The sequence below is a fragment of the Draconibacterium sp. genome (assembly GCF_041583095.1).
Taxonomy (GTDB): Bacteria; Bacteroidota; Bacteroidia; order Bacteroidales; family Prolixibacteraceae; genus Draconibacterium.
This window is the reverse complement of the sequence record NZ_JBFHGM010000168.1, coordinates 1-11,415: the sequence shown is the minus strand read 5'-3', so window position 1 is coordinate 11,415 and position 11,415 is coordinate 1. Positions and strand designations below refer to the sequence as shown.

Below are 11,415 nucleotides of genomic sequence, written 5' to 3'. Positions count from 1 at the left end.
AGTACCAGCTCATTGAAGAAATGGTGAAGGAGGAAAAACTGAACATCACTCCGCTGGCATACATCCGTGGTAGGAGTTTGTCCAACGCTTTCTTTATCATCGACGAAGCGCAAAACCTTACTCCGCACGAGATCAAAACCATTATTACACGTGCCGGCGAAGGAACAAAAATGGTATTTACCGGCGACCTGTGGCAGATCGACTCGCCTTACCTCGATATGAAATCGAACGGTTTGGCCTATATGGTAGACCGTATGCGCAACCAGGAATTATTTGCACACATTAATTTGGTGAAAGGCGAACGGAGTTATCTGGCCGAACTGGCAAGTAACCTGTTATAAGAATAATTGATTCATAAAGAAGTATTTGCAATAAGCAGCTTTTTTCTACCTTTGCAGCCTATTTAGAATAATTCAAGATAGCAAGATGGATTACAAGGGGAAGAAAGCTGCTTTTTACACATTAGGCTGTAAACTTAATTTTTCAGAAACGTCGACTATAGCCGGCTCTTTTAAAGAGGTTGGATTTGATCGTGTTGAGTTTGATGAAAAAGCTGATGTGTACGTGATTAATACCTGTTCGGTTACCAACCAGGGCGATAAGGCAAGTCGTAATATTGTGCGCAAGGCTGTAAAACAAAACCCTGATGCCATGGTAATTGTGGTGGGTTGCTACTCGCAGCTAAAACCCGATGAAGTGGGTCACATCGAAGGCGTTGACATGGTGCTGGGAACGCAGGAAAAATTTCATATTCCGCACTACCTTGGCGACCTGAAAAAGCGCGAAACCACCGAAATTAAAACCACACGTTTAGCCAACATAAAAAGTTACCACAAAGCATTTTCGTGGGGCGACCGCACACGCAGTTTCCTGAAAGTGCAGGACGGTTGCGACTACTACTGCTCGTTTTGTACTATTCCGTATGCACGCGGACGAAGCAGAAACGATAATGTTGTAAATACGGTTAAAGAAGCACAAAAATCAGTTCAGAAAGGCTACAAAGAAATTATACTAACGGGCGTAAACATTGGCGACTTCGGGAAATCTACCGGCGAGAATTTTCTTGATTTGTTAAAAGCACTGGAACAGGTTGAGGGACTGGAACGACTGCGTTTAGGATCTATCGAACCCAACCTGTTAAAAGATGAAATTATAGAACTGGTATCCAGGTCGAAAGTTATTATGCCGCATTTTCATTTGCCTTTGCAATCGGGCTCCGATGAAATTTTGTCGCTGATGAAACGAAAATATTCTACCGATTTGTACCGAAAACGGGTGGAGCGTATTCGCGAAATTGTGCCACATGCTTTTATTGGAGTTGACGTAATTGCCGGTACCAATGGCGAAACCGAAAAGTATTTCCAGGAATCGTTCGACTTCCTCAACAGTTTGGAGATTTCGCAACTGCACGCTTTCACCTACTCGGAAAGAAGTGGAACACAGGCCTTGAAAATTCCGTGGAAAGTAGATGTGGAAGAACGCAAAAACCGCACACAGAAATACATCAACCTGTCGGAGAAAAAGCTGAGGGCTTTCTACGAAAAACACATAGGCTCATCACAAACAGCACTTTTTGAGGCGCAGAAGAGCCAGGATAACATGCATGGGTTCACCGAAAATTACATTAAAGTGGAGGTGCCTTATCAGGAAGAACTGGTAAATAAGCTGGGCAGCGTGAAATTAAAGTCAATTCTGCCAAACGGTAACGTTGCTGTAGATTTTGACGCCTGATTTTTCAATACTTTTGTGCAAAACAAATAGACATGGACTACAAAGAACTTTGTTTTCAGGTACAGAATATTGCCCACAGCACAGGTAATTTTATACGTGTTGAACAAAAAAAGATTTCTGAAAAAAATATTGAAATCAAAAGTGTTGCCAGCCTGGTAACCTACGTTGATAAAACGGCAGAAAAACAAATTGTTGATGCATTGAAAGAGCTGCTTCCCGAAGCCGGTTTTGTTGCCGAGGAAGGAACTGCCGAATCAAATAACGAAAAATACACCTGGTTTGTCGATCCGCTGGATGGCACAACCAACTACCTGCACGGATTAGCGCCACACTCGGTGAGTATTGCTTTGGCCGAAGGCAGCGAATTAGTGTTGGGCGTTGTATACGAAATTGGCGCCGACGAAATGTTTTATTCGTGGAAAGGTGGTCCGGCGTACTGCAACGAGGAGATCATTGAAACAGCAAAACGGTCAAAATCGGAAGACACACTGATTGCTACCGGATTCCCATACTACGATTTCGACAAAGTGGATGAGTACATTGAAGCGATGAAAGAACTGATGCAAACAACCCGTGGGATTCGCCGTTTTGGATCGGCGGCCATTGATTTGTGTTATGTTGCAGCCGGTCGTTTCGATGCTTTTTACGAACATGCTTTGCATGCCTGGGATGTTGCAGCAGGCGCATTTATTTTGCAACAGGCCGGCGGAAAAACTACCGATTTTAGTGGTGGCGACAAGTGGTTGTTTGGTGGCGAAATTGTATCGGCCAGCAATGCTTATTTCCCGGAATTCTTTGGAATTGTAAACAAGTATCTCGGCGAGAAATAATCTTCTTTCCCGGCAGTTTTCTCGTAGTAAACTCTGTGGTAAAATTTGTAAATTGCAGAAAACAAAATACCATGGCAGAAAAACAAATTGCAATTCTTCGGGAGCAACTGGCAAAATTAGACGAAAAGAAATTCGATCTTGATGCCTGGAAAACGCACACCCTTATTTTTTTGGAACGTATTTTCGGTAAAGACAATTCGAAGCTGAAACTCATTCAGGACCTGCATTACGATTATTCGAGCTGGAGCCTGCGCGACACAGCTGCTGCCGGAAAAACAAAAGACAAAGACCCGGTAAAAATGCGTGCCAGCGAAATTCTGGAAGCGACTATTCTTGAATTGGAAACACTGGGACTGCCGGAAGGAGAAGAAGAACCGCAAAAACTTTGGGAATTGCTGCAGGACGAATTAACCGGAAAACAGGTAAAAGAAATTGACGCTTTGATAAAATCAGACGAAAAAGAGAGAGCGAAAAAAATCGGCGAAATTCTTGAAAATCTTGACAAAGAAAACCTTTCTTTGCTGATCGCAAAACTACTTTTGAGCTGATTTATGAGCAAAAACAAAAAGATTGCCATAGTTATTTTAAACTGGAACGGGGTAAAACTTTTCCCCGACTACCTCCCATCTGTAATCGAACATTCAAAAGGCGAAAATATTGAGGTAATTGTTGCCGACAACGGATCGACTGACAATTCGCTGGAATTTCTCGCAGCCAATTACCCGGAAGTAACCTTACTCGACCTCAAAGAAAATTACGGTTTTGCAAAAGGCTACAATGTCGCTCTAAATCAAATTGAGGCCGATTATTTTGTGTTGTTGAATTCGGATGTTAAAGTGGAAGAAAACTGGATTCAACCTTGCATCGATCAATTTGAGCAGGATGAAAAAGTTGTTGCCGTTCAGCCCAAAATTTTGAGTTTTAACGAACCCGAACTTTTTGAATATGCCGGAGCAGCCGGAGGTTTTATTGATAAATTTGGTTATCCGTTTTGTCGTGGACGTATTCTAGATCATGTAGAGAAAGATAAAAATCAATACGATAAGCCAGGCGAAATATTTTGGGCAAGCGGAGCATGTATGTTTGTTAGGGCCGAAGCGTATAAAAACTCGGGCGGCCTTGATGCCGATTTCTGGGCACACATGGAAGAAATTGATTTGTGCTGGGGCTGGAAAAACCAGGGCTTTAAAATTGTATACGAACCACGCAGCGTAGTTTATCATTTGGGTGGCGGAAGCCTCGAGTACGGAAACCCGAAAAAGGTTTACCTCAATTTTCGAAACAACCTTTACATGCTTTATAAAAACCTGCCGAAAAAGAAGTTCCTGTCCATCTTCTTAACCCGAATGATTTTGGATGGCGTTGCTGCGGCCAAGTTTCTGCTTGGGACAGAGTTTAAAGCTTTTGGTGCCGTAGCAAAAGCACACCGCGATTTTTATAAAAACCTTTCGGCACTGCGAAAAAAAAGAAAGGATTTGTTAAAGCTCGTAATTGTTAATAATCATAAACAGATCTACCGGAAAAGCATCATGTGGAAGTTCTTTGTAGAGAAAAAACATAAATTTGCCGAACTAAATTTCAATCCGGAATAAACATGCAAAAATTAAAATTTCAAGAACCCGTTTATACTTATCACATTGATTTTGTTGGCCACGTAAACAACATTATTTACGTACAATGGCTGGAAAATGCCCGTGTAAAACTGATTGAAGCAATGGGTTTATCGATTACACAAATTGCTGTCGACGACGATATTTTACCCATCATCACAGAAACCAACATCCAGTACAAAAAGCCGTTTTTTCTGAGCAACGAAGTGCATGTTGAAGTATGGGTTTCAGAGATCTTTAATGTTTCGGCAAACTTTAAATTCCGTTTCCGAAACGAAAAAGGTGAAATCTGTTCCAGCGCCCAACAAAAAGTTTTGTTCATCGACCGCGCCACACAACGTCCTTCGCGTAAGTTTGTAAAATACAGAGAGAATTTTAACAAATATTACCTGCCCGATTTGTAGCTATTTCTTTTCAAACAACTCAATCAAATAACTTCCGGCTTGTAATTTACAACTGCCATCATTGCCTAAAAGTAAATTTATCTTCTTCCCTGTTACTGCGTCACTGCTTTTTTGTATTTCATAACCATCAGGAATATATAAACTAGCAGTAGAATTGGCAGGAATAATTACCGAATAAACTACCGATTTTCCCTTGTGCTTCCAGGCAGACTTTATTTCGCCATAAAGCGACTGATGCGAAATATCAACACCTTCAAGCGTTGATATAAAAGAAGGTTTCAGAATCACATTTTTAAATCCCGGATTGTTCGGGTCAGGATATATTCCCCCTAATCCCTTGTACAGCCACGCACCAATTTCTCCAAACATAATATGGTTCATCGAAATATCGTTCTGTGCATGTATATCCCAGTTTTCCAGCAGTGTTGTTGCACCATTCACAATCCACCATCCCCACGACGGATAGCTTTCCTGTGCAGCAATTTTGTAGGCTACTTCGGCATATCCATTTTCACTCAACGCATTTAATATTGATTTCTGCCCCAACAAACCTACATCTAAATGAAATTGATCGGCCTCAACTCTTATGGCAAGGTTTTCGGCTACCCGTTCCTTTTCCTGTTCCGGCACCAATCCCCAATAAAGCGGTGCGCTTAATTCGGTTTGAGTTCCGCTGGCGTAAATACCTGTTTCCGGGTAATAAAACTTGTTGTTGAAAGCTTGTTTTATTTTTGCTGCCAAAGCTGAATATTTATTGGCATCTGCCGGTTTATTGAACAGTTTAGCGGCTTCCGACAGGATAACAGCATCGGCATAATAATAACAGGTAGAAGTCAACTCAACCGGCGATTTGGACTTAACAGGAACCCAGTCGCCCAAACCCCAGGTGGTTGTTCCCAAAGGACTAATTTGCGTAATGTGGTCGACATAACGTTTGATGTTTTCATAACACGATTCCAACAACGACGCATCGCCGTAAAAAAGGTAAATATTCCATGGAATAAGTGCAATGGTGCTGGTCCAATCAGGGCCGTTTCCCCACTCGTATCCCCAACCATCCGTAGGAATTATCGACGGCAAAACGCCATTTGGCTGCTGCTCGTCCCGGTGATCGGCAAGCCATTTTTCGTAAACCGTTATCCCGTCAAAGCCGTATAAGCCTGTTTCAATGGCAATATGTGCATCGCCGGTCCAGCCATTTTTCTCCCGCTGAGGACAATCAGTTGGGTAAGCAAACAAATTCGATAAATAGGAATTATTAGTGGCCTCCCAAATCTTATTTAATGTAGGATTAGTAGTTGCCAATTCGCCACTTTCGGGAACATCGCTATGCATAAAATAAGCCACCAGGCTTTCTTTACTGATATTTATTGGTTTATTTGACGTTACCTCAACATACTGAAATCCTTTGTAGTTAAAACGCGGCATAAAAGTTTTCTCACCTTTCCCGTTTAGTATGTATATATCCGTTTGAAAAGGATCGGAATCATCAACAGGCCGGTAATGAACATCAATATTCGACAAGTCGACGTGTCCGTTATCATACAAACGTTCGCCGTGTTTTAGTCGTACAATGGTTCCTTCTTCTCCGGCTAGTGTGATCGCACTAACCCCGGCAATATTTCGGCCCAAATCGAATACAAATGTCGTATCATTTAACTGAGACATTCTTTGGGGTACAATCTTTTCCACATGCCGGATGGGATGCATCATTTGCGACACTATATTTTGAGATGGCGCAGCACGGTATATTACACCATTCCATTTTGAATCGTCAAAACCGGGTGAACACCAACCGGGTTGCTCCAAACGGGCATCATAATGTTCGGCGGTGTAAATACTGTTAAAAACTACCGGGCTGAGCGATGTTTTCCAGTCTTTTCCGGAGGTAATAATCTCTTTTGAACCGTCTTCGTATGTAATGTGCAAATCCAGACAAAAGGCAGGACGATTTCTCCACGGGGCCTTATGGAAGTACCAAACAGCAGTTGACTGATGGTTATACCAGCCGTTTCCGAGCAAAATACCCAAGGCATTTTCGCCATTTTTTAGCTCCTTGGTTACATCGTGCGTTACGTATAAATTACGCCGATCGAAACGTGTATAACCAGGATCCAGCACATGGTCACCAACTTCCTCCTCATTAATAGAAAGCTCATACAAACCGGCAGCTGCGATATAAATTCTGGCGTGGCTTACTTTTTTCTCCAGTTTGAACTCTTTCCGAAAATAAGGGGCAGCCTTTTCGTGAATATCCTTGTCGTCGCTGATCCATGATCCGGTCCAGTTCTCCATGCCCATCATTCCTGTTTCAAATGAAGCCACCGGAGAAGAGACTTTTTCATTTCGATTGTTCCATACCGATACCGACCAAAAATAGCGTGTAAAAGGCCGTAGCTTCTCTCCTGCATAACGCGTAAGAATTTTGTCCGACGTCGTTTTCCCTGAATCCCATACATCCCCTTCACCATTGACAATGTTTAACGAATCGGTAGAAACCAGCAGCTCAAATGCTACCTGCTTTGCTCCTGATTCCGCATCATTTAACATCCACGACAAGCGGGGCTGCGCAGAATCTACTCCAAGCGGATTATGCAAATACTCGCATCGAAGATTGGAAACTGATGCCCGATGTGTTTGAGCAATCAAATAATTACTAATTGAAAAAAGAATGAAAAATGCTACTACCCGAATCTTCATTTTCAGTTGGTTTAAGTCAAAAAAAATCATGCAACTACAAATATTGCTAATTTATTATTGAGTTGAATACTGCATTCCAAATTAATTAAGCAGATACACTTAAATAAATCACATTGATGAAGTGTTAAGGCATTTATTAATAAAATACGAATTTCACCTTTTCTCAAGGCCTAATTTTGTTGGTTTAAAAATCCATTATAACTTTGACCCGACATTTACGCAATGGGGTGTCCCGATTAAACTTCGGGACTGAGATTATACTCAATGAACCTGATCCGGTTAGCACCGGCGTAGGGAGAGCGAAAAGGATAAAGTCCTACCTCATTGGTTAGTTTTTAACCAATTTTTCAAAAAAAATGAAAAGACTTAGTTTAGTGCTGCTGTTGCAAATTATGGCAGTAATTGCTTTCGGGCAAATTAATTTAACAGGTGTTGTTAAAGGAGATGGAGAAGCTTTGGCCGGTGCCAGCGTGGTAATCGAAAAATCGTTTTATGGCGTATCGACCAAGGCTAACGGAAGTTTTGAATTAAAAAACCTGAAACCCGGCGATTACACCCTGCTGGTTTCGTTTATCGGTTTCGAACCTCAAAAGATCGACCTGCAACTTTCAGCCAGTAAAAACATTGAAGTTGACCTGAAACCCAACGTTGTTATGACCGATGAAGTGTTGATTTCGGCAACGCGTGCCGGCAATAAAACACCGGTAGCTTACAGCAACGTAAGCAGCGACGAAATTGCCAAACGTAACATGGGGCAAGACATTCCATTCCTGCTGAACCTTACACCTTCGTTTGTTACAACTTCTGATGCCGGTGCCGGAGTGGGTTACACCAATTTCCGTGTGCGTGGTACCGATTTGAACCGTATTAATGTAAGTGTGAACGGTATTCCGTTAAACGATGCCGAATCGCACGGAACCTGGTTTGTGGATCAGCCGGATATGGCTTCGTCGCTGGATAACGTGCAAATTCAGCGCGGTGTGGGAACTTCAACAAACGGCGCAGCGGCTTTTGGCGCCAGCATTAACCTGCAAACCAATTCGCTGAATAAAGAAGCTTACGCTTCGTATAAAACTGCAGCCGGAACATTCAATACGTTCAAAAACACCGTTTCGGCAGGAACAGGACTGATCAACGATCATTTTACATTCGATGTTCGCCTGTCAAAGGTAACATCCGATGGATTTATCGACCGTGCCAGTTCCGATCTGAAATCGTACTTTATTTCAGGCGGTTATTACTCGGAAAACACGATACTAAAAGTGAATGTATTTTCCGGCTACGAAGAAACTTACCAGGCCTGGTACGGTGTACCTTCTGTTCGTTTGAACAACGATATGGCAGGAATGCAGCAATATGCCGACCACTGGCTGATGACTCAGGAAGAAGTTGACCACATGATGGCTTCTGACAGCCGTACCTATAATTATTATACCTACGAAAACCAGGTTGACCACTATGTGCAGGATCATTACCAGTTGCATTTTTCGCATAAATTTAATCCGAACCTGAATTTAAATGCCTCGCTGCACTACACTTATGGTAATGGTTATTACGAGAACTACAAAGCCGACGAAGACCTGGCCGACTACCTGTTGCCTAACATTGAAATTGGTGACGAAGTGATTGAAACCACCGACCTGATTAACCGCAAGTGGCTCGACAACGATTTTTACGGATTTACCTACTCGCTGAACTACAATAATAACAACAGCGATTTTACATTGGGCGGTGGCTACAATGTGTACGATGGCCGTCACTATGGAAATGTAATTTGGGCGCAGTACCTGGGCGAAGCCGATTTTAACCACGAGTGGTACCGCGGCACAGGTCTGAAAAAAGACTTCAACGTTTACGCGAAATACAACTGGCAGGTAGCTGAAAAGCTGAATTTATTTGCCGACCTGCAATACCGCCGGATTGATTACACCATTGAAGGAATCGACGACGATCTTCGTAATCTTGACCAGGATCACGACTTCAATTTCTTTAACCCAAAGCTTGGAATTTTCTATCAGGTTGCCGACAACCAGGATTTATACCTGTCGTTTGCTGTGGCCAACCGCGAACCGAACCGCACTGCTTTTGTCGATTACCCGGAAGGTAACGAGCCACCGGTGCACGAAACATTGCACGACTGGGAGCTGGGATACAACTATGCTTCATCGAAATTCTCGTTGGGTGCCAACTTCTACTTTATGAACTACAAAGACCAGTTGGTGGTAACCGGACAGATCAACGATGTGGGTTCGGCAATTATGGTTAATGTTGATAAGAGTTACCGCACCGGAATCGAATTACAGGCGGGCGTACAAATTGCCACTGATTTTCAGTGGAACGGTAACACTACGTTAAGCATCAACAAGATTAAAGATTTTACCGAATATGTTGACAACTGGGACACCTGGGGACAAAATGCCTTTGATTTGGGAACAACTGATTTGGCTTTCTCACCAAATGTAATTGCCAACAGCCAATTTGTTTACACTCCCGGAAAGCATTTTAGCATCTCCTTTGTTTCGCAGTATGTGGGCGATCAATATATCGATAACACATCGAGCGACGACCGTATGCTGGACGCGTATTTTGTAAATCACCTGAAAGCAGATTACACCTTTAAAACAAATCTGTTTGAGGAGATTTCGCTGCATTTTATGGCCAACAACCTGTTTGATGTGCAGTACGAAACCAATGCATGGGTTTACCCTTATTTACTGGGTGGCGAACGTTATAAAATGGACGGTTATTACCCGCAGGCCGGAGTTCACTTTATGTTTGGAGTAGACTTTACGTTTTAAATATTTAAACCGCGAAGGCGCAAAGCCATGGATAAATTTAAACTTTGCGTCTTTGCGGTAAACTAAAATGCGTTGAACTAAAGGTTTACGAATTGTCATTTTGATCTAACTCCCTGCCACAAGCTGTTTCCCGAAAAACCCTTATTTTTATAAAAATCATAACTGACTGATTTTAAAGCTTCCACAGGTGTCTGAAGTTGATTTCAAACGCATTTTTTTTTCGCCCTCAGCTAACCGAAGTTAGTTTCAAACGTGTTTTTTTTCGTCCCCAGCTAACAGAAAATGGTTTCAAACGCGTTTTTTCGCATGCCCAGGTCTTGTGGAGCCTTTCAAACGCGTTTTTTTGCGTCCTCAGTTAACCGAAGTTGGTTTCAAACGCATTTTTTTGCGTCCTCAGCTAACTGAAGTTGGCTTCAAACACATTTTTTTGCGTCCTCAGCTAACAGAAGTTGGCTTCAAACACATTTTCTTGCACCCCCAGCTAACTGAAGTTGGCGTCAAACACATTTTCTTGCACCCCCAGCTAACTGAAGTTGGTTTCAAACGTGTTGTGTATGAGTATTGTCATCATAAGCATACAAAATAAAGCGTTTTTGGTAGCTACCACATCTGTAACTTTCGTGCAAATCCGATTTTAGTTGGGCTCAGGAGCAGTAAAACAGGGCTAAACTTGAGAAAATTATGATTGATGGCTAATGATTTAGTTGTTTGATAAACCAATCTGCGATTGTTAATCGATATTCATCATTCTAAAATCACTTTCCCCTCGATTTCAACCAGCAAGTCATCACGGCAAATATCGGCAAGAATATAAACTACCGGCAAATCGCCGTAAAACTTTTTCACCACATTACGAATTTTTGCGAAATCTTTTCGGTTTTTAACGTAAACACGTGTGTGTCCGAATTCCGGATTAGCAACCTCATCGGGCAAAGCCACCAACACCTCATCGGCATACAAACGCTGCATATTATGAATGGTAACTTCGGTTTGTTTTGCCGCATCGCCAACACCAACGGTTTTTTCACCAATTATAGATGCAGTTCCTGAAATAAAGATCAGCTTTTTATTGCGATACCTGAAATAACGGGCCCGCTCAAACTTTGGTGTGGTTTTCAGGTTACACGCTTCGCCAACTAAAACCTGATCGGTGTATTGATGTGCCGAAATCTGGTCGGGATTGTCAACCGGTTGAGTAAGCACTTCTTTTGATTTTACCGCAACATATTCGATCAGTACCCCTCCATGGCTCATTCCTATTCCTGTTGCTGCCGGGTATCCGCTTTGCTCAAAAGCTTTCCCGTAGGCATCCGAGCGCACGTTATTAAACTCCTGGTAGCGT

At 42.4% G+C, this 11,415-nt stretch carries 8 protein-coding genes, 1 pseudogene and 1 riboswitch; of the genes and pseudogenes, 7 read left to right on the top strand and 2 right to left on the bottom strand.

The window, feature by feature from the left end:
• The 6 genes from ABZB17_RS15035 to ABZB17_RS15010 form a co-directional block, all read left to right on the top strand.
• Nucleotides 1-341 (top strand): PhoH family protein (locus ABZB17_RS15035; RefSeq protein WP_372651190.1); only part of this gene is annotated, 341 nt, incomplete at its 5' end.
• A gap of 85 nt (nt 342-426) precedes the next feature.
• On the top strand, nt 427-1,731 hold the full coding sequence (mtaB, locus tag ABZB17_RS15030) for a tRNA (N(6)-L-threonylcarbamoyladenosine(37)-C(2))-methylthiotransferase MtaB (RefSeq protein WP_372651188.1): 1,305 nt from the start codon (nt 427-429) through the stop codon (nt 1,729-1,731).
• A 32-nt stretch (nt 1,732-1,763) separates the two neighbouring features.
• Nucleotides 1,764-2,561 (top strand): inositol monophosphatase family protein, encoded by a 798-nt coding sequence (locus ABZB17_RS15025; RefSeq protein ID WP_372651186.1) that lies wholly within the window; start codon nt 1,764-1,766, stop codon nt 2,559-2,561.
• A gap of 71 nt (nt 2,562-2,632) precedes the next feature.
• On the top strand, nt 2,633-3,109 hold the full coding sequence (locus tag ABZB17_RS15020) for a hypothetical protein (protein ID WP_052670630.1): 477 nt from the start codon (nt 2,633-2,635) through the stop codon (nt 3,107-3,109).
• A 3-nt stretch (nt 3,110-3,112) separates the two neighbouring features.
• Nucleotides 3,113-4,153: a glycosyltransferase family 2 protein gene (locus ABZB17_RS15015; RefSeq protein WP_372651184.1), complete on the top strand. Its 1,041-nt coding sequence runs from the start codon at nt 3,113-3,115 to the stop codon at nt 4,151-4,153.
• A gap of 2 nt (nt 4,154-4,155) precedes the next feature.
• A complete protein-coding gene (locus ABZB17_RS15010) occupies nt 4,156-4,575 on the top strand; it encodes an acyl-CoA thioesterase (protein WP_372651182.1) in 420 nt (139 codons plus the stop codon).
• On the opposite strand, the gene ABZB17_RS15005 is transcribed toward ABZB17_RS15010, so the two are convergent.
• Nucleotides 4,576-7,275, bottom strand: coding sequence for a family 78 glycoside hydrolase catalytic domain (locus ABZB17_RS15005; RefSeq protein WP_372651180.1), 2,700 nt, complete (start codon nt 7,273-7,275; stop codon nt 4,576-4,578).
• 213 nt (nt 7,276-7,488) lie between these two features.
• A riboswitch (TPP riboswitch) is annotated at nt 7,489-7,589 on the top strand.
• Nucleotides 7,590-7,631: 42 nt separating this feature from the next.
• Between ABZB17_RS15005 and ABZB17_RS15000 the strand changes: the two genes are divergently transcribed.
• On the top strand, nt 7,632-10,073 hold the full coding sequence (locus tag ABZB17_RS15000; protein ID WP_372651178.1) for a TonB-dependent receptor: 2,442 nt from the start codon (nt 7,632-7,634) through the stop codon (nt 10,071-10,073).
• A 744-nt stretch (nt 10,074-10,817) separates the two neighbouring features.
• Here ABZB17_RS15000 and ABZB17_RS14995 read toward each other — a convergent pair.
• Nucleotides 10,818-11,415: pseudogene (locus ABZB17_RS14995) on the bottom strand (dioxygenase); the annotation flags it as partial.